The following is a 21,027-nucleotide window of genomic DNA, read 5'->3' as shown; positions in this document are numbered from 1 at the left end:
TCATGTTGACGCCAAAACGCGTGAAACACCGTAAACAACACCGCGGGAAAATGGCTGGTAACGCAAAAGGCGGTACTACTGTTGCGTTCGGTGAATACGGATTGCAAGCATTGGAGCCATCTTGGGTAACTAACCGTCAGATCGAGGCTGCTCGTATCGCGATGACTCGTTACATCAAGCGTGGCGGTAAAGTGTGGATTAAAATCTTCCCTGACAAACCAATTACACAAAAGCCGCTCGAAGTACGGATGGGTTCCGGTAAAGGTTCTCCTGAGAAATGGGTAGCGGTAGTGAAGCCAGGCAAGATCATGTTCGAACTTGCTGGCGTATCTGAAGAAGTCGCTCGCGAAGCTATGCGTCTTGCTATGCACAAGCTGCCTATCAAATGCAAATTCGTGAAGCGTGAAGAAGTGGGTGGTGACGCACATGAAGGCTAATGAGTTCCGCAATTTGACCACTGCCGAGATCGAACAAAACGTCGCTTCTTTGAAAGAAGAGTTGTTCAACCTTCGTTTCCAGTTGGCTACAGGTCAACTCGAAACCACATCTCGCATCAAACAAGTGCGTAAGGATATTGCTCGTGCGAAAACCATCCTGCGCCAGAGAGAATTGGGAATCGGCTAATTAAAGGAAGGAGGTTTGAACGATGACCGCAGAACGCAATATGCGTCGATCCGTTGTAGGTCGCGTTGTTTCCGACAAAATGGATAAAACCATTGTTGTGCTTGTTGAAACTTACAAGACACACCCGTTGTACGGCAAACGCGTGAAATACTCCAAAAAGTTCAAGGCTCACGACGAGAACAATACGGCAAAAGTGGGCGACATCGTAGAGTTGATGGAAACTCGTCCTTTGTCCAAAGATAAACGTTTCCGTTTGGTACGTATCGTCGAAGAGGCAGTAATCGTATAAGTCAGATTTTCGGATATCAAATCCGAAAGGAGGAACAGTAAATGATCCAAACTCAGACGAGATTGGCTGTTGCTGACAACTCCGGTGCAAAGGAACTCATGTGCATCAAGGTTCTGGGTGGTTCCGGTCGCAAAACGGCGAACATCGGTGATGTTATCGTGTGCTCCGTAAAATCCGCTACACCCGGCGGCGTTGTCAAGAAAGGTCAAGTAGTTAAAGCAGTTGTAGTTCGCACTGTAAGCGGCGTTCGTCGTCAAGATGGTTCTTACATCCGTTTTGATGAAAATGCAGCGGTAGTCATCAAGGAAGATAAGTCCCCACGTGGTACTCGTATCTTTGGACCAGTAGCTCGTGAGCTCCGCGACAAAGATTTCATGAAGATCATCTCTCTGGCTCCAGAGGTTATCTAATTGAACGGAAAAACTCAGGCAGTTTGTTCGATAGGAGGTGCACCAGGCGATGCACGTTAAAAAAGGCGACACTGTTATCGTAATTGCGGGCAAAGATAAAGGCAAAAAAGGTCGCGTTCTCGCTGCTTATCCGAAGAAAGAACGCGTTCTGGTTGAAGGTATCAACCTCGTGAAGAAACACAGCCGTCCGTCCCAAGCTAACCCGCAAGGTGGCATTGTGACTCAAGAAGCAGCGATTCACGTTTCCAACGTATCTTTGATCGATCCGAAGTCCGGAAAAGCTACTCGCATCGGTTACAAAGTTTTGGATAACGGTAAGAAAGTTCGGTACGCGAAAAAGTCTGGCGAAGTACTCGACAAGTAGTCAGGTTGGAAAGGAGGATATCCTAGATGGCAACAAGATTGAAAGAAAAGTACACAAAAGAAATCGTGCCTAGCCTGATGAGCAAGTTCAACTACACTTCCATCATGCAAGTGCCGAAGGTTGAAAAGATCATCATCAATATGGGTGTTGGCGAAGCGGTAGGTAACGCTAAAACCTTGGATGCTGCGGTTGAAGACCTGCAAACTATTGCTGGACAAAAACCTGTAGTAACTCGCGCAAAGAAATCCATCGCTGGTTTCAAACTGCGTGAAGGTATGCCGATCGGTGCGAAGGTTACCCTGCGCGGCGAGCGTATGTACCACTTCCTCGACAAATTGATGAACGTATCTCTTCCGCGTGTTCGTGACTTCCGTGGAATCTCTTCCAAGGCATTTGACGGTCGCGGTAACTACACACTTGGTCTGAAGGAACAACTGATCTTCCCTGAGATCGAGTACGATAAAATTGACAAAGTTCGCGGTATGGACATCGTAATTGTTACTTCCGCGAAAACGGATGAAGAAGCTCGTGAGCTGCTGACTCAAATGGGTATGCCATTCCGTAAATAAACCCACTCGTAAGGAGGGAAGAATGTGGCAAAGAAATCTATGATTATCAAGCAACAGCGGCAGCCGAAGTTTGCAGTGCGCGCGTACACTCGTTGCGAGCGTTGCGGACGTCCGCACTCCGTATTGCGCAAATTCAAACTCTGCCGTATTTGCTTCCGTGAACTTGCTTATAAAGGTCAAATTCCAGGCGTGAAAAAAGCAAGCTGGTAATTTGAAACGGGAAGGAGGTTTTCTCTCATGGTTATGACTGATCCAATCGCAGATATGTTGACACGTATTCGTAACGCTAACATGGTTCGCCACGAGAAAGTGGAGATCCCAGCGTCCACCATCAAGAAGGAAATCGCGCGCATTCTGAAAGAAGAAGGCTTCATCCGCGATGCGGAGTTTGTTGAGGACAACAAACAAGGAATCATCCGCGTATTCCTGAAATACGGTGCGAACAACGAGCGCGTTATCACAGGTCTGAAACGTATCTCCAAACCAGGACTTCGTGTGTATGCGAAAAACAACGAAGTACCTAAAGTTTTGGGTGGCCTCGGTTGCGCGATCATCTCCACATCCAACGGTGTTATGACTGACAAGCAAGCTCGTCAAGCTCATGTTGGCGGAGAAGTTCTTGCATACGTTTGGTAATTAACAGAATGTAAAAAAGCACAGGAGGTGCACCACATGTCTCGTGTCGGTAGAAAACCGATCGTGGTACCTGCAGGCGTTACCCTCACTCTGAACGGAACTGAGCTGACGGTAAAGGGCCCTAAGGGTCAACTCGTTCGTAACTTCCATGAAGATATCAAAATCAACATTTCTGAAAACGAAGTTGTTGTAGAGCGTCCAAGCGACAACAAACTTCACCGCTCCCTGCACGGTACAACTCGTGCGCTGGTTGCCAACATGGTAAAAGGCGTATCCGAAGGCTTCACTCGTACTCTGGAGCTCGTCGGTGTAGGTTACCGTGCTGCGAAAAGCGGTAACGGCGTTACTCTTTCTCTTGGTTTCTCCCACCCAGTGGAAGTTACTCCAGAAGCGGGTATCGAAATCGATGTACCAAACCAAACCACTCTGGTGGTAAAAGGCATCAACAAAGAGCGCGTTGGTCAAGTTGCTGCTGAAATTCGTTCGCTGCGCAAACCTGAGCCATACAAAGGCAAAGGTATCAAGTACAGCGATGAAGTGGTTCGTCGTAAAGAAGGTAAAAAAGGTAAATAAGCTTCTAGCTTCATGAGAAAGGAGGCCGCTTAATGTTTACGAAAGCTGATAAAAACAAAGCTCGGAAAAAACGTCACCTGCGTATCCGCAAACGCGTGATTGGTTCTGCTATCCGTCCGCGTCTGAACGTATTCCGTTCTTCTAAGCACATCTACGCTCAACTGATCGATGATGCAACTGGCGTAACACTGGCATCTGCATCTTCTCTCGATAAAGAGCTGGGCCTGAAAAATGGCGCTAACGTGGAAGCTGCTGCGGCTGTTGGTACATTGATCGCTAAGCGTGCACAAGAAAAAGGTGCGACTGAAGTGATTTTTGACCGCGGTGGTTACATCTATCATGGACGTATTAAAGCACTGGCAGAAGCAGCTCGCGAAGCTGGTCTGCAATTCTAACAACAAGGAGGGTAAGGAATGCGTATCGACCCTAGCAAATTAGAGCTCGAAGAAAAAGTAGTCGCTGTTAACCGCGTAGCTAAGACGGTTAAAGGTGGACGTCGCATGAGCTTCAGCGCCCTGGTTGTTGTGGGAGACCGTAACGGCCACGTAGGTGCTGGTATGGGTAAAGCTCAAGAAGTTCCAGACGCCATTCGCAAAGCGATTGACGACGCTAAGAAAAAATTGATCCGTGTACCGCTGAGAGGAACGACTGTTCCACACGAAGTTATGTGCCAATTCGGTGCAGGTAAAGTTCTCATCAAGCCTGCTGCCCCTGGTACTGGTGTTATCGCTGGCGGACCTGTTCGTGCCGTTCTCGAACTGGCTGGTGTAGGCGATATCTTGAGTAAGTCTCTTGGTTCCAACAATCCTATCAACATGGTCAACGCTACGCTGGAAGGCCTCGGCCGTCTGAAAACAGCGGAAGATGTCGCGAAACTGCGCGGTAAGACTGTTGACGAGTTGTTGGGTTAATAAGGAGGGAATGAACATGGCAAAATTGCAAATCACCCTCAAACGCAGCCTGATCGGTCGCACTGTAGACCAACAAGATACCGTAAAAGCTCTGGGTCTTCGCAAAATCAACTCCACTGTAGTGAAGGAAGACAACGCTGCAATCCGTGGAATGATTTTCAAAGTGAAGCACTTGGTTGAAGTGAAAGAAGTAGAAGCATAACCCTACATCTCAATTAGTTAGGAGGTGCAACGTATGAAATTGCATGAACTGCAACCTGCAGAAGGATCCCGTCACACTCGTAAGCGCATCGGTCGCGGTATCGGTAGCGGTACTGGCAAAACTGCTGGTAAAGGTCACAAAGGTCAAAACGCTCGTTCCGGCGGCGGAGTTCGCCTTGGTTTCGAGGGTGGTCAAAACCCATTGTACCGTCGTCTGCCTAAGCGCGGTTTCACTAACATCAGCCGCAAAGAATTTGCGATTGTTAGCCTGGACGCGCTGAACCGTTTCGAAGAGGGTACTGTAGTAACACCTGAGCTGTTGAAAGAAACTGGTGTTATCAGCGCGCTGCGCGACGGTGTTAAGGTTCTTGCTAACGGTGAACTGACTGTGAAGCTGACTGTGAAAGCTCACAAGTTCTCCGGAGCTGCTGCTGAGAAGATCGCTCAAGTCGGTGGAACAACCGAGGTGATCTAATGTTAGCGTCCTTAACTAACATTTTTAAGATTGGCGACTTGCGTCGTAAGATCCTGTTTACTCTCATGATGTTGGTCGTCTTCCGGATCGGTAGCTTTGTACCGGTTCCTAACGTAAACGTCGAGCTGTTTCAGCAGAACACAAACCACTTGTTGGGCTTGTTGAACACCTTCTCTGGTGGAGCACTGCAAAACTTCTCGATTTTTGCCATGGGTATCATGCCATATATTACGGCATCGATCATCATGCAACTGATGTCGATGGATGTTGTGCCTAAGCTGACGCAATGGGCACGCGAAGGGGAAGTTGGCCGTCGCAAGATCGCTACTGTTACCCGTTACGCGACAATCGTCCTCGGTTTGATTCAGTCTGTAGGGATGACAATCGGCTTCAATAATATGGCGCCTGGCCTGCTCAACGACACTTCCGTTGGCAGCTATGCACTCATCGCGTTGACACTGACGGCTGGGACCGCATTCATGATGTGGATGGGGGAACAGATTACGGAGAAGGGAATCGGTAACGGGATTTCGATCCTGATCGTGGCCGGGATCGTCGCTAACATTCCAACTGGAATTTCGACGATTTACACCACACAGTTCGGTGATCCTTCTCAGAACATCTTCTTCAGCATCGTCAAAGTTGTGATCATTCTGCTGGTGATCCTCGCTATTATTGTCGGGGTTATCTTTATGCAGCAAGGTATCCGCAAAATTCCAGTGCAATACGCGAAGCGAGTGGTTGGACGTAAAATGTACGGTGGTCAATCCACACACATTCCGCTGAAAATCAACTCTGCCGGTGTTATTCCTGTAATCTTTGCCGTCTCGCTGGTACTGTTCCCGTCGACAATCGCGCAGTTCTGGGTGGATTCATCCGGAACTGGGTTCGCCAACTGGATCTATCGCAACTTCCAAGTGAACGAACCGTTGGGAATGACGTTGTACGCTATCTTGATTCTCGGTTTCACCTACTTCTACACATTTGTTCAGATAAACCCTGTGCAAATGGCTGAAAACATGAGAAAAAATGGCGGTTACATTCCTGGTATCCGACCCGGTAAAAACACTGAGGTTTACATTACTCGTACACTAAACCGTCTAACATTGGCTGGCGCATTGTTCTTGATGGCAATTGCTATTTTGCCATTCTTCTTCAGTAAGCTGGCTAACCTGCCGCAGCAGATTTACATCGGCGGCACTTCGCTCTTGATTGTGATTGGGGTAGCCCTTGACACAATGAAGCAGATCGAAAGCCAGATGATCAAACGCCATTACCAAGGGTTTATCAAGTAATGACTTAGATGTTTACAGAAAAGCCTCTGTAGCTTTTCTTTATGGGACGGAGGGAATGGACGTGAATATAATTCTGATGGGGCTGCCTGGTGCCGGTAAAGGAACACAGGCAGAACGTATCGTAAAAGAGTTTGACATCCCGCACATTTCGACTGGCGACATGTTCCGGGCAGCGGTTAAAAACGAAACGCCGCTCGGACTGCAAGCCAAATCCTTTATGGATAAAGGTTTGCTTGTTCCCGATGAAGTAGTCATCGGAATTGTGCGGGAGCGCCTCTCGATGGACGACTGCGCAAAGGGATTCCTGCTCGACGGATTTCCGCGCACGGTTCCACAGGCAGAAGCGTTGACAGCTACCCTCAAAGAGCTGGGACGCGAAATCGATCATGTGATTAACATCAACGTTCGTCGCGAGCAATTGATTGAACGTCTGACCGGTCGCTGGATCTGCCCTGTATGTGGAGCTAGCTATCACACGATGTTCAATCCTCCAAAAGAGGCTGGCGTGTGTGACAAAGATGGTGGTAAGCTGTATCAGCGTGATGACGACAAGATCGAAGTGGTAACACAGCGCCTTGATGTCAACATCGCTCAGACTCAGCCACTCATCGACTACTACTCCGCACAGGAACTCCTGCGAGATATCGATGGGGAACAAGATATCCAGGTAGTGTTTGCGGAAATTAAGTCATTGCTAAGAGGGTAATTGCCGAATGATTATCCTGAAGTCGAAAGCAGAACTTGAGGTTATGCGCGAAGCTGGTCGTATCGTCGCACTCACCCATCAAGAGCTGGCCAAGGCGATCAAGCCTGGTGTCACGACAAAGCAGCTAGACGAAATTGCCGAGACATTTATTCGTAGCATGGGAGCAGTTCCATCATTTAAAGGCTACGGTGGCTTTCCAGGTAGTATCTGTGCTTCAGTCAATGAAGAACTCGTACACGGGATCCCAGGGAAACGGGCGTTGCAAGAAGGAGACATCATCAGCATCGACATCGGTGCCCAGTTCCAAGGGTACCATGGAGACTCCGCTTGGACGTATCCGGTCGGCAAAATTTCAGCGGAAAATGAAAAGCTGTTGCGGGTAACGGAAGAATCGCTGTTCAAGGGGCTTGAAAAAGCTGTTCCTGGCGGACGGTTGTCCGATATCTCCCACGCCATTCAAGTTCACGCAGAAGCTGCCGGCTTCACACTCGTCCGCGAGTATGTGGGGCATGGGATTGGGCAAAACTTGCACGAAGATCCGCAGGTTCCTAACTACGGCCCGCCTGATCGGGGTCCACGGTTAAAACCAGGCATGGTGTTGGCAATTGAGCCAATGGTAAATGCCGGCGAACGTTATGTCCGCACATTGGAGGACAATTGGACGGTAGTAACATTGGATCGGAAAACATGTGCTCATTTTGAACACACCATCGCGATTACGGAAGATGGCTATGAGATTTTTACACGAACATAAAGCGGGAGTTCCGAGTGATTCGGGATTGTCGTCCAACGTGTCGACGATAAGTTCGTTGTGTGATCGTTTCGCAAAACTCATGGTCCGACTGAAGAGCAGAAGAAAGGAGAGTTTACCATGGCAAAAGATGATGTAATTGAGGTAGAAGGCACAGTAATTGAGCCTTTGCCGAACGCTATGTTTCGAGTAGAATTGGAGAATGGACACAAAGTCCTCGCTCACGTCTCCGGAAAAATCCGCATGCACTTTATCCGTATCCTGCCGGGGGATAAAGTAACTGTTGAACTGTCGCCGTACGACTTGACCCGCGGACGTATTACGTACCGCTATAAATAGTAAGCAAAACCCCTAGAAAAGGGAGGCAAGAACCATGAAAGTGAGACCTTCGGTTAAACCGATCTGCGAGAAATGCAAGGTTATCCGTCGTAAAGGTAACGTAATGGTTATTTGTGAAAATCCTAAGCATAAGCAAAAACAAGGGTAAACAAGGAGGTGCTTTTGACACATGGCACGTATTGCAGGCGTAGACTTGCCGCGCGAAAAACGCGTTGAAGTTGCTCTTACCTACATTTTTGGTATTGGCCGCCCCACGTCTCAAAAAATTCTGTCCGCTACTGGCGTAGATGTGAACACTCGTGTTCGCGATCTGACAGAAGAAGAAGTTAGCAAACTGCGTGAGTACATCGACAAGAACGTGAAGGTGGAAGGCGATCTCCGTCGTGAGATCTCCCTGAACATCAAACGTCTGATGGAAATCGGATGCTTCCGTGGAATCCGTCACCGTCGTGGACTGCCAGTTCGCGGTCAACGTTCTAAAACAAATGCTCGTACACGTAAAGGCCCACGTCGTACAGTAGCTAACAAGAAGAAGTAAAGGAGGGTAAACTGACATGGCGAAAAGAAAACAGGCTACAGCAACTCGTACCCGTCGTCGTGATCGCAAGAATGTTGAAGTCGGCGTAGCGCACATCCGCTCCACATTCAACAACACGATTGTAACCATCACAGATCCACACGGTAACGCGATCTCTTGGTCCAGCGCTGGTTCCCTCGGCTTCAAAGGCTCCCGTAAAAGCACTCCGTTTGCTGCGCAAATGGCTGCTGAAGCGGCTGCACGTGTTGCTATGGAACATGGCATGCGTTCCCTTGAAGTATCGGTAAAAGGCCCAGGTGCTGGTCGTGAAGCAGCGATCCGTTCCCTGCAAGCAACTGGTCTTGAAGTGAACATGATTAAAGACGTGACGCCAATTCCGCACAACGGTTGCCGTCCACCAAAACGTCGCCGCGTGTAACTGGTTTATATTGTTCAGAACATGTCCATACTAGAATGGTAAATTCTGATTTATAGCTTGTCATGCACGCAAACGGTAAACCGCCGGGGAAATTCCTGAGTGGGCACGTATGCGGCCCACCCAAGGATTTCGACGTTTTGAAGGAGGGTTTGTTTAATGATAGAAATAGAAAAACCAAAAATCGAGGTTGTGGAAGTTAGCGACGACAACTCGTATGGAAAATTTGTTGTAGAACCTCTGGAGCGCGGATACGGAACTACCCTTGGCAACTCGCTGAGACGGATTCTTCTTTCGTCCTTGCCAGGCGCGGCAGTTCGTACTGTTCAAATCGACGGGGTTCTTCACGAGTTCTCTACGGTAGAAGGCGTCGTTGAAGATGTAACCGAGATCATCCTGAACATCAAAGGCTTGGCGCTGAAGATCCATTCCGATGAAGAAAAAGTAATCGAGATCGATGCAGAAGGCGAAGGCGTTGTCAAAGCGGGGGATATCCGTGCTGACAGTGATGTGGAGGTCTTAAACCCTGATCTTCATATTGCAACGTTGGCCAATGGCGGTCGTCTGCATATCCGCATGACAGCTGGACGTGGTCGTGGTTATGTTCAATCAGATGGAAACAAGTCCGAGGATCTGCCTATTGGTGTGATTCCGATTGATTCGATCTATACGCCGATCAAGCGCGTTAACTATCAAGTGGAAAATACCCGCGTAGGGCAAATGACCAACTACGATAAGTTGACACTTGAGGTTTGGACTAACGGCAGCATCAGTCCGGAAGAAGCCGTAAGTCTCGGCGCAAAAATCATGACGGAGCACTTGAACCTGTTTGTCGGTCTGACCGATGAGGCGAAAGATGCTGAGATCATGGTTGAAAAAGAGGAAGACAAGAAAGAAAAAGTGTTGGAGATGACTATCGAAGAGCTGGATCTTTCTGTTCGTTCCTACAACTGCTTGAAGCGTGCCGGTATCAATACCGTGCAAGAGCTGACGCAGAAGACCGAAGAGGACATGATGAAAGTCCGCAACCTGGGTCGCAAATCTCTGGAAGAAGTGCAGGAAAAGCTGGCTGAACTCGGCCTGTCCCTGCGTAGCGACGACTAGAGTAGCAAACCCTGACAAGCAGGCTTTCGTTCTCTCGAGTCTGTCCCCTTTTAGGGAGAGTACAGATCTGGCTTCCCGACAGTAGAGTTTTCTACGTAGTGTTGCCAGCTTGAAAAGGGAGGTAAAGACATGGCATACCGTAAATTGGGTCGTCGTAGTGCAGCTCGTAAAGCGTTGTTCCGCGACTTGGTAACTGACCTAATCATCAACGAGCGCATCGAAACTACAGAGATGAAGGCGAAAGAACTGCGCCCAATCGCTGAGAAAATGGTTACGCTCGCGAAACGCGGCGATCTGCATGCTCGTCGTCAAGTTGCTGCTTTCGTTCGCAAAGAAGTTGCGAATGCAGAAGGTCGCGATGCTGTACAAAAACTGTTCGATGAAATCGCGCCTCGCTTCAAAGAGCGCAACGGTGGATACACTCGTATCCTGAAAGCCGGCCCTCGCCGCGGCGACGCTGCTCCGATGGCGTACATCGAATTCGTTTAATAATGGATAGAAATTGGTCGTTTTACATGGGGAGCGAGACACAACCTCGATACCGGTAATAGACCGTGAAAAGGGTGGGGGCAGATCTGGTCATAGGCTGGACTCTGATTCAACCCTTTTTTTCTTTCTATAAGGAGAAATCCTGCTAGTCTGCGAAGGCTGGGGAGGATGTGGATGCCTCATGAATGAAGAGAACCTGCTGGCACTGCAAGATGTTTCCTATACCTATGATGACGAGAATGGCAGCCGTGTCCCGGTATTGAAGGACGTCGACCTGACCATTCAAAAAGGTTCCTTTGTGTCTGTATTGGGCCATAACGGTTCAGGCAAGTCTACGATGGCGAAGCTGATGAACGCTTTGCTGCTGCCTGAGGGCGGCAAAGTTCTCGTCAGCGGAATGGATACGTCCCAAGGAGAACTGGTGTGGGAGATACGCCGCCATGTAGGCATGGTCTTTCAAAACCCTGACAATCAGATTGTCGGGGCAACAGTCGAAGATGATGTGGCTTTTGGGCTTGAAAACATGGGTGTCGAGCCTGAGCAGATGCGACAGCGTATTGATGAAGCACTGGCCTCGGTAGGGATGGAGCCGTATTTGCTGGCGCAGCCGCACCGGCTGTCAGGTGGACAAAAGCAGCGCGTGGCGATCGCAGGCATTATGGCGATGCGGCCATCGGTCATCATCCTGGACGAAGCGACGGCTATGCTCGATCCCCAGGGCAGGCAGGAAGTGCTGCAACTGGTCAGACGGCTGAATCGCGACGAAGGGATCACCATCATCAACATTACCCATTTTCCCGAAGAAGCGGTCTATTCGGACAAGGTCGTTGTGATGAATGCCGGAGAAGTTCTGATGGAAGGGCCGCCTGGTGACGTGTTCAACCAGGTAGAACGTTTGAAAGCGGTAGGGCTGGATGTGCCATTTGCCGTCCGCCTCCGACACATGTTGGCTTCCAAAGGGATTGATCTACCGTTTGTACTGCACCAAGAGGAGCTGGTGGAGCACGTATGCAGATTACTTTTGACCAGGTAAGCCATATTTACGCAAAAGGAACACCGTTTGAGCGTGTAGCCTTGCACGACATCTCGTTTACGATTCCATCCGGTTCGTTTGTAGGGATTATCGGGCAGACCGGCTCTGGCAAGTCTACGCTGATCCAGCATTTGAACGGCTTGCTTTTGCCTAGCGCTGGGAAAATTACCTTGGGCGACACGGTTATCACCTCGAAGCAGCGTTTGCCTCACGAGCAAAGGCGAAACATCGGGCTTGTTTTCCAATATCCGGAGCATCAACTGTTTGAGGAAACGGTGGCGAAAGACGTTGCCTTCGGACCTTCGAACTTCGATTTGCCGGAAGCGATGGTAGACGCCCGCGTGAGAGAGGCTCTTGAAATCGTTGGACTGGATTACGAAAAAGTCAAGGACCGTTCGCCTTTTCATATGAGTGGCGGACAAATGCGCCGTGTCGCGTTGGCGGGAGTTCTGGCCATGCAGCCAAAAGTGCTTGTATTGGACGAGCCGACGGCAGGGTTGGACCCGATGGGACGTCAGTTGATTCTCGAAGCGATCTACCGCATTCATCAGGAGCAAAAGCTGACGACGCTATTGGTCACTCACAGCATGGAGGAGGCGGCGAGGTATGCCGACTATATGCTGGTGCTGGCACAGGGCACGGTAGCCTTGCAGGGCAAGCCGGATGAAGTCTTCATGCAGGCAGAACGCCTCCGCGAGCTCGCTTTGGATGTGCCGGAGACAGTCGCTTTTGTGTCGAGGCTGAATCAATTGCTGCCGGACGAGGAAAGTCTGCCAAGCTCCGTTTATCGGGAGGAAGAGTTGCTTGCCCATCTGCTGGAACGACTGGCCGTACCGAAGGAGGGCTAGGCATGCTGCAGAATATTGCCATTGGTCAATACGTACCTGGGCATTCCTTTTTACATCGCGCGGATCCGCGAAGCAAACTGCTCTTTATCATTCTTTTTGCCACGCTCGTCTTTCTGGCTAACAATACGCTCACTTATGCAGTATTGGTCGCCTTTACCCTGTATGCCGGACTGCTCTCCAGGCTGTCGCTTGGGTACATCCTGAAAAGCTTGAAGCCGGTATGGATCTTGATCGTCTTTACCGTCGTCCTGCACATTTTCCTGACAAAAGGCGGCGAGGTGTACTTCCAGTGGGGCTGGTTCACAGTCGAGGAACGCGGGGTGCAGCAAGCGATCTTCATTTCCTTGCGCTTGGGGCTTCTGGTAGTGATTAGCTCGCTGCTGACACTGACCACGTCTCCGATCGATTTGACGGAAGGACTGGAGCGTCTGCTCGGGCCGTTTAGCCGGATTGGCGTTCCGGTGCACGATATCGCCCTGATGATGTCGATTGCGATCCGTTTCATTCCGACCCTGATGGAAGAGACGGATAAAATCATCAAGGCGCAGACTGCCAGGGGAGCCAATTTTACGAGCGGAAGTCTCGTCAAGCGAGCGCAAAACCTGATTCCGATCGCGATCCCGCTGTTCGTCAGCGCGTTTCGCCGGGCAGAGGATCTCGCTTTGGCGATGGAAGCGCGCGGCTATCGCGGCGGAGTCGGGCGGACCAGGCTGCACAAGCTGGCGTTTTCATGGCGAGATGCCGGAATGGCGGTCGCCGGAGTCTTGCTCGCGATTGCGATTGGGTGGTGGCGTGCATGAAGCGGTTGCGCTGTGTTTTGGGATACGATGGAACAGACTTCAGCGGGTTTCAGGTGCAGCCCGATCAGGTGACGGTGCAGGGAGAGATCGAAGCCGCTCTGAAACGAATCACAGGGGAGGATATCCAAATCCACGGTTCGGGTCGTACCGATGCCGGTGTGCACGCGCGCGGACAGGTGATTCATTTTGATACGAACAGCCACATCCCGTTGGACAAGTGGCGGTTTGTGCTCAATAATCAACTGCCTGATGCGATCGTGATCCGGTCTGTAGAAGAGGTGGCAGAGTCTTTTCACGCCCGTTTTGACGTGCGGGTGAAGGAGTATCGGTATTGCATCGACAACAACCCTGTGGCGGATGTATTTCGCCATCGCTATGCCGACCACATCCGCTTTCCGCTGGACGTGGAGGCGATGCAGCAGGCGGCCCGTCATTTGGTCGGAGAGCACGATTTTACGTCCTTTTGCTCGGCGAAGACATTTGTCGAGGACAAGGTGCGAACCGTGTATAGCCTGACTGTGGAGCGCTCTGGCGGCGAAGTGTGGGTAACGTGCCGCGGCAACGGTTTTTTGTACAACATGGTGCGCATTATTGTGGGCACCTTGGTGGAGGTCGGGCAAGGCAAACGCCATCCCGATGAGCTGAAAAAAATCCTTGCGGCACGTGATCGGGAGATGGCAGGAAAGACAGCGCCAGCCAAAGGTTTGACCATGTGGGAAGTCGTCTATTAGCAGACGGATTTCCAACTATTAGACCAGGTGGAGGCACTTGACTACGAGACTGCGATGTAGTACGATATTCCTTGGTATTTTAACCCCGCCTAGCCCCACTCTAGCCCCGGGATTGAAAGACAAGATCGTGATTAATGGAACACCTGGAAGAGTTGCTCACCCGTTAACAGCAATTATCTTCCATTGCAAGTTTCGGCTGTTTTGGTTATAAGTAGATGGACATGTAAAGGTAAGATATTTAGGAGGGACAAAAATGCGTACCACATATATGGCGAAACCGCTCGAAGTTGAGCGCAAATGGTACATCGTTGACGCAGAAGGCCAAACGCTGGGCCGTCTGGCAAGCGAAGTAGCTTCTATCCTGCGCGGCAAATTGAAACCTGAATTCACTCCACACGTTGACGCTGGCGATTTCGTAATCGTAATCAACGCTGACAAAGTGAAATTGACTGGTAACAAGCTGCAAGACAAAATCTACTACACTCACTCCCTGTATCCAGGCGGTCTGAAAAAGACTACTGCTGGCGACATGCTGAACAAAAAACCAGCTCGTATGTTCGAACTGGCTGTAAAAGGCATGCTGCCTAAAAACAGCTTGGGACGTCAAATGTTCACTAAGCTGAAAGTTTACGCTGGCACTGAGCATCCTCATGCAGCACAAAAACCAGAAGTTTGGCAAATTCGCGGTTAAGGTAAAGGGAGGAAATATACGTGGCACAAGTACAATACTACGGTACAGGTCGTCGTAAGCACTCCGTAGCACGTGTTCGCCTGGTTCCAGGTGAAGGTCGCATTGTGATTAACAAACGTGAAATGGATACTTACTTTGGTTTGGAAACACTGAAATTGATCGTAAAACAACCACTCGTTCTGACTGAAACTCTCGGTCGTTACGATGTACTGGTTAACGTAAACGGCGGCGGAACAACTGGCCAAGCTGGTGCAATCCGTCACGGCGTTGCTCGCGCTCTGCTGAAAGCAGATCCAGAACTGCGCGGCGCTCTGAAACGCGCTGGCTTCCTGACTCGCGACCCTCGCATGAAAGAACGTAAAAAATACGGCTTGAAAGCAGCTCGTCGCGCACCTCAATTCTCCAAACGCTAATATTTACGTTTGCCAAGGCTCTCGAACTTTACGGTTCGGGAGCCTTTTTGCGCTATTTGGAAAAACGTTGCAAAAAGCACGAACCGTTGCACGTAGCAAGCCCCGAGCCGATCCGGCTTATGTGTGGAATATTTGTCCATGTTTGTCCATATGATGGAACGAGAATGGGACAAAGGGGACGATACGCCGTGACACGAAAAGGGGTAGGCTGGATACTGGCTTTCGCTTTACTGGTGGTGCTGTTCACCTACGAATCACCGGATCGTTCGTCGTGGACGGCATGGTCACTGCCGCTGACAGGAACCGTTATTGCCATTGACCCGGGCCACGGGGGAAAAGACGGTGGCGCTGTATCCAGCTCGGGGGATGTGGTAGAAAAAGAGGTGACGCTCGCAATCAGTATGTACTTGCGCGATTTCCTCCAGCAGTCAGGCGCGTTTGTCATCATGACGCGGGAGGAAGACAAGGATTTGGCTTCGCCGGAGGCTGACCTGGCCAAGAGAAGAAAGGCAGAAGACATTCGCAACCGGGTGAAGCTGGTGAACGACAGCTCTCCCGATTTTTTGGTCAGCATTCACGTCAATTCCATACCGTCTCCCAAATGGTCGGGAGCGCAAACGTTTTACTCGCCTGCGTTTAAAAAAAGTGCGGAAGTATCCTATCTGATTCAGGATGAGATCAAGCGGGTGCTGGGAAATACGGATCGTGTTCCGAGCAAGACCAATAACGTGTTTCTGATTCGCGAGGTCAACTGCCCGGCAGTGTTGGTCGAGGTCGGATTCGTCAGCAACACAGAAGAAGCGAAACGGCTGCAAAGCCCGGAGTACCAAAAGGCGATGGCGAATGCCATCTACCAGGGCATTTTGCGGCAGTACTCCGGCGAAAAGGCGCCAATTGCACCTTGAGCGGGCGGTGGCTGTGTCCCGCCCGTCCGAATGTGCTATAATGAACGCGCAAACCATCTTGCAAAGTAAAGTTTGGGGAAAAATGATTGCCAAGACGATATAGATGAGGTGAACAACCAATGTTGACCAGAGAGCAAATTCTGGAAGCGCTGCGTGATGTGAAGGACCCTGAAATCAATCGTAGCCTGGTCGAGCTGAACATGATCCGCGACATCCGCGTTGAGGGCGCTACAGTGAGCCTGACAGTCGTTCTGACGATCTCCGGCTGTCCTCTCAAGGCCAAGATCGAAGACGACGTCATAGGGGCTGTGAAAGCGCTTGGAGCGGAGGAAGTGCGCGTGCAGTTCGGCTCGATGACAGACGAGGAGCGAGCAGCCTTGAGCGCCCAGCTCCGCAACAGCCAGGGCGGACAAACGCACAACATGACGCAGGGACAAGCTCCCCTGCTCAATCCGATTTTGGCCAAGGACTCGAACACAACATTTATTGCCATTACGTCCGGTAAAGGCGGCGTAGGGAAGTCGACGGTCACCGTCAACCTAGCCGTGGCCCTGGCTCGTTTGGGGAAAAAGGTCGGCATTATCGACGCCGACATCTACGGCTTCAGCGTGCCGGACATGATGAACATCGACCAGCGCCCGACTGTAATTGGCGAAACGATTCTGCCTGTAGAAAAGCAAAGCGTGAAGGTCATGTCCATGGGCTTCTTCGTAGAGGACAACTCGCCGATCATCTGGCGCGGTCCGATGCTCGGAAAAATGTTGCGCAATTTCTTTACGGAAGTGCATTGGGGCGAAGAGCTGGACTACTTGCTGCTGGACTTGCCGCCAGGAACGGGTGACATGGCTTTGGATGTACACACGATGATTCCGCAAAGCATGGAGATTGTCGTGACGACGCCGCATCCTACGGCAGCTTTTGTCGCGGCGCGTGCCGGGGCGATGGCCAAACGGACAGGACACGAAATTCTCGGTGTCGTGGAAAACATGGCCTGGTACGAAGCCAAGGACGGCTCCAAAGAGTACGTCTTCGGCCGTGGAGGCGGCGGGAAGCTGGCGGAGACGCTGGCGACCGAGCTTTTGGCGCAAATTCCGTTGGGACAGCCAGACAACCACCCATCTGAGCCGGATTATTCTCCTTCTGTTTATCGGGAAAGCTCCGAAATCGGCCAGTTGTATCGGGACATGGCAAAACGCGTGATTGAAAAATGCGAGCAGAAATAAGCGCAAAAGATACAAAAAGGTGGGCTCTGGATGAGAGCTCACCTTTTTTTCTTAGGAGGATTCGCCACCGGAGTCTCCGCTTTCTCCACGTTCCCCGCTGCCGCCGCCTTTGCCTTTTTTCTTAGGCTTCAGTTCTTTCGGCTTTGTCAGGTCTTCGGAAACCTTGGTCATGATCTTCATCAGCTCCGCCTGGAACAACGGGCTTTGCAAGGATTCCTTCATGATCTGCATGGTTTGCTGACGGTAAGCGGCGCTTTTCATTAAATCCATGAGATTTTTTTCAAACTCGGGGTCCTTCATTACGCTGATGAGCTGCTTTTGGTACTCGGGGTCTTTCATCAAATCCTTCATCAGCGTTTTTTGTTCGTCCTTCATCGACTTGGCCAATGTGCTGGCGAATTTCGGGTCTTTGAAGGCCTCTTTGATGTGGGAGCTGTTCGGATTGGTCATGCTTTGTATCAAAGTGGTGCGGACAGTGGACTCGTCAATCATCAGGCTTTGCTTGAACTTTTCATCCTTCATCATCTTGCCAACCGATTGCTTCGCTTCGTCAGTCTGCAATATGTCCAGCACCATGTCTTTGACGCTTTTATAATCAGGCTGAGACGAACCTTGCGCTTGCCCGCCGCCTGAGCAACTGGATAGTACCAGACAGACAATTGCGGAGAGCCAAAAAGACAATGCCTTTTTTCTCATGGGGTGGACACCTCCTTCTTTACTCTGCCTAAGAGTAACGTGCGCATTTTGTTTTGTTCTTACGCTAGTATTTTCTTGTATCCATTGGTACAATCATATTCGATGTGGAATGGAGGGAATGTTTGGTGAGTTTGCGAAAGTATGGCTGGCTCTTTGTCACCACGTTGCTCTTGGGTGGACTGGGAGGCGTCCTGGTCGCCTTTATTTTTGATTTGGATAAGCTGTTGGAAGGCAGCGCAGGCAACTTTTTTGTCGGCACGCTGATGTATCTTTTGTATGGGATGACCATTAGTATTGTGGCCCAGATGGGTTTTTTTGCGTATATGACGATTAATTATTTTGCCAAAACGATTTTCAAGACCCCTTCCCTGTGGAAGAGCGTTCAAGTTTTTTTCATCCTGTTTGTCTTTTTTGATATGATTTACCTCCGCTACACGTCGCTTGGCGAAGGAAAAGGAATCGGGCCGTACTTTATCGAGCCGGTTTTGCTGCTGATTGTCGCCCTGGCTACCGCTTATGGAAAAGTAAAGCTGACGAACAGAACGGCGTGGGTTCCCACGATGTTTTTCATGTTTGTAGTAACGGCTCTGGAATGGATTCCGGCCCTGAAGGAAGACAACGTGCATGCGACCTTGTCCATGCTCGTCCCTTTACTGTTTTGCAACGTATGGCAAGTGATGCATTTGCACCGCTTGGTAAAAAGAGAAAGCTGACCTTTATCCGGTCAGCTTTTTTTGTGGATTTTTCTTTCGGATAAGCAAAAAAGGGCTTCGCCAAAGGCTTGGCGCAGCCACGTTTTCTGCTGGCGAGGGACGAGGTTTTTTTGAACGTTTAATTGACTTCTTTGCTCTGGATGCTGGTGCCGGCGATCAGCTCGGATACGGTGACGAATTCGTATCCTTGCTTGCGTAGCTGGTCGATAATGACGGGGAGGGCAAGGTGCGTCTCCTTGGCGGAATCGCTTGCATGCATCAGGATGATGTCGCCGGGATGGGCTTTGGACAGGACGTTTTGGACGATGACGTCTTTTTTCGGCTCGATCCAGTCCTTGGAGTCCGTATCCCATTGGACGACCGTATAGCCCATGCGGTTGGCGATTTCCAGCACACGCTTGTCAAAATCGCCGTTTGGCATCCGAATCAAGGTCGGTTTTTTTCCAGTCATCTCTGTCAGGATGGAATCGGCCTTCGCAATCTGGCTGCGAATTTCTTCATCCGTGTATTTGCTGTAGTTGTCGTGTTTATGGCCATGCGAACCGATTTCCAGTCCCGTCTCCTTGATCCTTTTCACAATTTCCGGATGGCGCTGGCTCCAGGGAGAGGACAGGAAGAAGGTCGCCTTGCTCACATTTTTTTCTTTCAGCACATCGAGAATAGGGAGTGCGCGGGTTTCTCCCCAACTGATGTCAAAGGTGAGAGCAATTTTCTTCTCCTTGGTGTCTACCTTGTAGATTGCCTGGGGCCCCTGCTTGTTGCCGCTGCTGGAAAAAGCCGAGATTGTATCGCGTTCCGCATAGCCAATGCCTACTGTCAGCAGAATGGCTGCTGCGATGATGAGGATTTGCTTCAAACGGTTGGCACTCACGACATAAATGAATTTCATGGATAGGCACCTCCTTTGTCCGATAACAGTTTATGCAGGGAAGACAAGGATATTCTTTGGCCTGTTGGCTATTGTTGAGGTACAATGCATATAGTGAATGTAAGAGGCAGTAAAGGAGCGTGGCTCATGAACAAAAGACTGCAGCGTCTGTGGTTGGATAACAAACGATTTTTTCTGGCCGCTTGTCTCATTTTTTTCGGGGGCGGTTTAATTGGCTATTTGCAGGCTCCCGCCGTGGAACCCGTGGTGCAGAGCCTGATGGGGCAACTGAAAGAAATTGCGGATCGGATCAAAGAGAGCGGGGGAGGCGTGTTCGCTACGTTTTGGATGATTTTTTCCAACAACGTGCTCAGCTCCTTGATGATGATGGCTCTCGGATTGTTTTTTGCATTCTTTCCCATAATTGGAATGCTGGCGAACGGGATTCTGCTCGGGTATATCATCGCGAAATACAGTGCGATTGGAATTAGCCCGTGGCTGATTTTTGGCGCAGGCATTTTGCCGCACGGGATTTTTGAACTGCCTGCTGTCCTGTTTGCCGCGGGAATCGGCATACGGTTTGGGATACTCAGCCTGCGATCTGTCGGGTTGCTGTTTGTGCCACACAATCAGGAGCGCGTGAAAAATGACTGGTACGACACCCTCAAGCAATTTCCAACTGCGGTGTTGACCGTCATCGGATTGCTTCTGATTGCGGGGATCGTAGAGAGTTCGATTACGCCTCTTATTCTCAAAGCAACGATTGGGGAACAAATGCAGCAACTAAACTTGCTGAAATAATTCAGAGTTGCCAACAAATTGAAGCCTTCCTAAACGGGAGGCTTTTTAATTTGAATAGGGTTGAATTGTGATGGAAAGGATAGAGGTGAGACTCGTAAGGCGGAGGCGATATCGTTGTTAGGGTTTTTGTTTAATGCCAAAGAAGTGCAAGAACTAGAGTACTTGTTGAAGCGGGAGCTCGAAGAAATGCTGCTCGACTTTAGCGATAAACGAATCGATTATTTGGTGAAACGCGCCATGGAGGAACGCTACTCCATCATGTTCCGCATGTATGCCAGAATAGCCTCTCCCAATGAGCTTTCCAAGTACGTGAGACGCAGAAAACTGGGCGAGGAGCATTTCACCTGAAATCTTTTTTAAAAAACCTATTGACTCTCATATGCATGACATGATAGATTAGTTCTTGTCCTCGAGACGCCATCACGAAAAACGATGAACGCTCAGCGGACAGCAATCAGTAATTGCTCCTTGAAAACTGAACAGCGAAAGCGTTGATGAGTCTATCATGAAATGATTTGCCAGCTTTGAACCAGTAACAAACTTTATTGGAGAGTTTGATCCTGGCTCAGGACGAACGCTGGCGGCGTGCCTAATACATGCAAGTCGAGCGAGTCCC

Annotated in this window: 35 protein-coding genes and 1 rRNA gene; 34 read left to right on the top strand and 2 right to left on the bottom strand. The window is 50.1% G+C overall.

The genetic code is table 11. From position 1 onward, the window contains the following. Positions 1 to 2: 2 nt before the first annotated feature. From rplP to AC3WQH_RS16735, 30 genes are all read left to right on the top strand, one after another. The gene (rplP, locus tag AC3WQH_RS16880; RefSeq protein ID WP_005828841.1) at positions 3 to 437 is read left to right on the top strand and encodes a 50S ribosomal protein L16; all 435 of its coding nucleotides are present in this window, start codon (positions 3 to 5) and stop codon (positions 435 to 437) included. Continuing rightward, entirely contained in the window at positions 427 to 624 is a 198-nt protein-coding gene (gene rpmC / locus AC3WQH_RS16875; protein WP_005828838.1) for a 50S ribosomal protein L29, read from the top strand. The genes rplP and rpmC overlap by 11 nt, the downstream gene beginning before the upstream one ends. A gap of 22 nt (positions 625 to 646) precedes the next feature. Further along, positions 647 to 913, top strand: a complete 267-nt coding sequence (rpsQ, locus tag AC3WQH_RS16870; RefSeq protein WP_005828837.1) for a 30S ribosomal protein S17 — start codon at positions 647 to 649, stop codon at positions 911 to 913. Between the two features lie 41 nt (positions 914 to 954). Next, positions 955 to 1,323 (top strand): 50S ribosomal protein L14, encoded by a 369-nt coding sequence (gene rplN / locus AC3WQH_RS16865; RefSeq protein WP_005828835.1) that lies wholly within the window; start codon positions 955 to 957, stop codon positions 1,321 to 1,323. Between the two features lie 49 nt (positions 1,324 to 1,372). Continuing rightward, positions 1,373 to 1,687, top strand: a complete 315-nt coding sequence (gene rplX, locus AC3WQH_RS16860; RefSeq protein ID WP_005828833.1) for a 50S ribosomal protein L24 — start codon at positions 1,373 to 1,375, stop codon at positions 1,685 to 1,687. A gap of 26 nt (positions 1,688 to 1,713) precedes the next feature. Beyond that, the gene (rplE, locus tag AC3WQH_RS16855) at positions 1,714 to 2,256 is read left to right on the top strand and encodes a 50S ribosomal protein L5 (RefSeq protein WP_005828832.1); all 543 of its coding nucleotides are present in this window, start codon (positions 1,714 to 1,716) and stop codon (positions 2,254 to 2,256) included. A gap of 24 nt (positions 2,257 to 2,280) precedes the next feature. Further along, positions 2,281 to 2,466, top strand: coding sequence for a type Z 30S ribosomal protein S14 (locus AC3WQH_RS16850; RefSeq protein WP_005828830.1), 186 nt, complete (start codon positions 2,281 to 2,283; stop codon positions 2,464 to 2,466). Positions 2,467 to 2,493: 27 nt separating this feature from the next. Further along, positions 2,494 to 2,892: a 30S ribosomal protein S8 gene (gene rpsH / locus AC3WQH_RS16845; RefSeq protein WP_005828827.1), complete on the top strand. Its 399-nt coding sequence runs from the start codon at positions 2,494 to 2,496 to the stop codon at positions 2,890 to 2,892. Positions 2,893 to 2,928: 36 nt separating this feature from the next. Next, positions 2,929 to 3,465 carry a 50S ribosomal protein L6 gene (gene rplF / locus AC3WQH_RS16840; RefSeq protein WP_005828824.1) on the top strand — a complete coding sequence of 179 codons (537 nt, stop codon included), beginning with the start codon at positions 2,929 to 2,931 and terminating at the stop codon, positions 3,463 to 3,465. A gap of 32 nt (positions 3,466 to 3,497) precedes the next feature. Next, positions 3,498 to 3,860, top strand: a complete 363-nt coding sequence (gene rplR, locus AC3WQH_RS16835; protein WP_005828822.1) for a 50S ribosomal protein L18 — start codon at positions 3,498 to 3,500, stop codon at positions 3,858 to 3,860. 18 nt (positions 3,861 to 3,878) lie between these two features. After that, positions 3,879 to 4,376, top strand: a complete 498-nt coding sequence (gene rpsE, locus AC3WQH_RS16830) for a 30S ribosomal protein S5 (protein WP_005828820.1) — start codon at positions 3,879 to 3,881, stop codon at positions 4,374 to 4,376. Between the two features lie 16 nt (positions 4,377 to 4,392). Continuing rightward, complete coding sequence (gene rpmD / locus AC3WQH_RS16825) at positions 4,393 to 4,578, top strand: 50S ribosomal protein L30 (protein ID WP_005828818.1); 186 nt, start codon at positions 4,393 to 4,395, stop codon at positions 4,576 to 4,578. A gap of 33 nt (positions 4,579 to 4,611) precedes the next feature. After that, positions 4,612 to 5,052 carry a 50S ribosomal protein L15 gene (rplO, locus tag AC3WQH_RS16820; protein WP_005828815.1) on the top strand — a complete coding sequence of 147 codons (441 nt, stop codon included), beginning with the start codon at positions 4,612 to 4,614 and terminating at the stop codon, positions 5,050 to 5,052. Continuing rightward, positions 5,052 to 6,347: a preprotein translocase subunit SecY gene (secY, locus tag AC3WQH_RS16815; protein WP_005828813.1), complete on the top strand. Its 1,296-nt coding sequence runs from the start codon at positions 5,052 to 5,054 to the stop codon at positions 6,345 to 6,347. Before rplO ends, secY begins: the two co-directional genes overlap by 1 nt. Before the next feature lie 61 nt (positions 6,348 to 6,408). After that, positions 6,409 to 7,053: an adenylate kinase gene (locus AC3WQH_RS16810; protein WP_005828811.1), complete on the top strand. Its 645-nt coding sequence runs from the start codon at positions 6,409 to 6,411 to the stop codon at positions 7,051 to 7,053. A gap of 7 nt (positions 7,054 to 7,060) precedes the next feature. Beyond that, positions 7,061 to 7,807, top strand: coding sequence for a type I methionyl aminopeptidase (gene map, locus AC3WQH_RS16805; protein ID WP_005828809.1), 747 nt, complete (start codon positions 7,061 to 7,063; stop codon positions 7,805 to 7,807). A gap of 117 nt (positions 7,808 to 7,924) precedes the next feature. After that, positions 7,925 to 8,143 (top strand): translation initiation factor IF-1, encoded by a 219-nt coding sequence (infA, locus tag AC3WQH_RS16800; protein ID WP_003333772.1) that lies wholly within the window; start codon positions 7,925 to 7,927, stop codon positions 8,141 to 8,143. A 34-nt stretch (positions 8,144 to 8,177) separates the two neighbouring features. Beyond that, on the top strand, positions 8,178 to 8,291 hold the full coding sequence (gene rpmJ / locus AC3WQH_RS16795; RefSeq protein ID WP_003333770.1) for a 50S ribosomal protein L36: 114 nt from the start codon (positions 8,178 to 8,180) through the stop codon (positions 8,289 to 8,291). A 21-nt stretch (positions 8,292 to 8,312) separates the two neighbouring features. Further along, positions 8,313 to 8,681: a 30S ribosomal protein S13 gene (gene rpsM, locus AC3WQH_RS16790; RefSeq protein WP_005828805.1), complete on the top strand. Its 369-nt coding sequence runs from the start codon at positions 8,313 to 8,315 to the stop codon at positions 8,679 to 8,681. Between the two features lie 16 nt (positions 8,682 to 8,697). Continuing rightward, positions 8,698 to 9,099: a 30S ribosomal protein S11 gene (gene rpsK, locus AC3WQH_RS16785; protein ID WP_005828803.1), complete on the top strand. Its 402-nt coding sequence runs from the start codon at positions 8,698 to 8,700 to the stop codon at positions 9,097 to 9,099. Between the two features lie 156 nt (positions 9,100 to 9,255). Then, positions 9,256 to 10,200 (top strand): DNA-directed RNA polymerase subunit alpha, encoded by a 945-nt coding sequence (locus AC3WQH_RS16780; protein ID WP_005828801.1) that lies wholly within the window; start codon positions 9,256 to 9,258, stop codon positions 10,198 to 10,200. A 129-nt stretch (positions 10,201 to 10,329) separates the two neighbouring features. Beyond that, positions 10,330 to 10,689, top strand: a complete 360-nt coding sequence (rplQ, locus tag AC3WQH_RS16775; protein ID WP_005828799.1) for a 50S ribosomal protein L17 — start codon at positions 10,330 to 10,332, stop codon at positions 10,687 to 10,689. 181 nt (positions 10,690 to 10,870) lie between these two features. Next, the gene (locus AC3WQH_RS16770) at positions 10,871 to 11,722 is read left to right on the top strand and encodes an energy-coupling factor transporter ATPase (RefSeq protein WP_005828797.1); all 852 of its coding nucleotides are present in this window, start codon (positions 10,871 to 10,873) and stop codon (positions 11,720 to 11,722) included. Further along, positions 11,698 to 12,570 (top strand): energy-coupling factor transporter ATPase, encoded by an 873-nt coding sequence (locus AC3WQH_RS16765; RefSeq protein WP_005828795.1) that lies wholly within the window; start codon positions 11,698 to 11,700, stop codon positions 12,568 to 12,570. The genes AC3WQH_RS16770 and AC3WQH_RS16765 overlap by 25 nt, the downstream gene beginning before the upstream one ends. A gap of 2 nt (positions 12,571 to 12,572) precedes the next feature. After that, complete coding sequence (locus tag AC3WQH_RS16760; RefSeq protein WP_005828793.1) at positions 12,573 to 13,370, top strand: energy-coupling factor transporter transmembrane component T family protein; 798 nt, start codon at positions 12,573 to 12,575, stop codon at positions 13,368 to 13,370. Further along, positions 13,367 to 14,101 (top strand): tRNA pseudouridine(38-40) synthase TruA, encoded by a 735-nt coding sequence (gene truA / locus AC3WQH_RS16755; protein ID WP_005828791.1) that lies wholly within the window; start codon positions 13,367 to 13,369, stop codon positions 14,099 to 14,101. Before AC3WQH_RS16760 ends, truA begins: the two co-directional genes overlap by 4 nt. Positions 14,102 to 14,354: 253 nt before the next feature. After that, entirely contained in the window at positions 14,355 to 14,792 is a 438-nt protein-coding gene (gene rplM / locus AC3WQH_RS16750) for a 50S ribosomal protein L13 (protein WP_005828789.1), read from the top strand. Between the two features lie 20 nt (positions 14,793 to 14,812). After that, positions 14,813 to 15,205 carry a 30S ribosomal protein S9 gene (gene rpsI, locus AC3WQH_RS16745; RefSeq protein WP_005828788.1) on the top strand — a complete coding sequence of 131 codons (393 nt, stop codon included), beginning with the start codon at positions 14,813 to 14,815 and terminating at the stop codon, positions 15,203 to 15,205. Between the two features lie 188 nt (positions 15,206 to 15,393). Continuing rightward, positions 15,394 to 16,110: an N-acetylmuramoyl-L-alanine amidase CwlD gene (gene cwlD / locus AC3WQH_RS16740; RefSeq protein ID WP_005828786.1), complete on the top strand. Its 717-nt coding sequence runs from the start codon at positions 15,394 to 15,396 to the stop codon at positions 16,108 to 16,110. 119 nt (positions 16,111 to 16,229) lie between these two features. Beyond that, positions 16,230 to 17,333 (top strand): P-loop NTPase, encoded by a 1,104-nt coding sequence (locus AC3WQH_RS16735; protein WP_007787090.1) that lies wholly within the window; start codon positions 16,230 to 16,232, stop codon positions 17,331 to 17,333. A gap of 51 nt (positions 17,334 to 17,384) precedes the next feature. Here the strand turns inward: AC3WQH_RS16735 and gerD are convergent, their stop codons facing one another. After that, positions 17,385 to 18,029, bottom strand: a complete 645-nt coding sequence (gene gerD / locus AC3WQH_RS16730; protein ID WP_005828783.1) for a spore germination lipoprotein GerD — start codon at positions 18,027 to 18,029, stop codon at positions 17,385 to 17,387. A 125-nt stretch (positions 18,030 to 18,154) separates the two neighbouring features. On the opposite strand from gerD, the gene AC3WQH_RS16725 reads away from it, so the two are divergent. Beyond that, a complete protein-coding gene (locus AC3WQH_RS16725) occupies positions 18,155 to 18,742 on the top strand; it encodes a KinB-signaling pathway activation protein (RefSeq protein WP_005828781.1) in 588 nt (195 codons plus the stop codon). A 118-nt stretch (positions 18,743 to 18,860) separates the two neighbouring features. Here AC3WQH_RS16725 and pdaB read toward each other — a convergent pair whose 3' ends face one another. Continuing rightward, positions 18,861 to 19,631: a polysaccharide deacetylase family sporulation protein PdaB gene (pdaB, locus tag AC3WQH_RS16720; protein ID WP_025845218.1), complete on the bottom strand. Its 771-nt coding sequence runs from the start codon at positions 19,629 to 19,631 to the stop codon at positions 18,861 to 18,863. 126 nt (positions 19,632 to 19,757) lie between these two features. On the opposite strand from pdaB, the gene AC3WQH_RS16715 reads away from it, so the two are divergent. The 3 genes from AC3WQH_RS16715 to AC3WQH_RS16705 all read left to right on the top strand — a co-directional run. Further along, the gene (locus tag AC3WQH_RS16715; RefSeq protein WP_025845216.1) at positions 19,758 to 20,411 is read left to right on the top strand and encodes a stage II sporulation protein M; all 654 of its coding nucleotides are present in this window, start codon (positions 19,758 to 19,760) and stop codon (positions 20,409 to 20,411) included. A 114-nt stretch (positions 20,412 to 20,525) separates the two neighbouring features. Further along, complete coding sequence (locus AC3WQH_RS16710) at positions 20,526 to 20,759, top strand: hypothetical protein (RefSeq protein WP_007787097.1); 234 nt, start codon at positions 20,526 to 20,528, stop codon at positions 20,757 to 20,759. A gap of 194 nt (positions 20,760 to 20,953) precedes the next feature. Continuing rightward, positions 20,954 to 21,027 (top strand): 16S ribosomal RNA (locus AC3WQH_RS16705); the annotation flags it as partial.

It is taken from the genome of Brevibacillus sp. FW301-21C12A (assembly GCF_058788915.1).
This window is presented reverse-complemented; position numbering and strand designations above follow the sequence as displayed.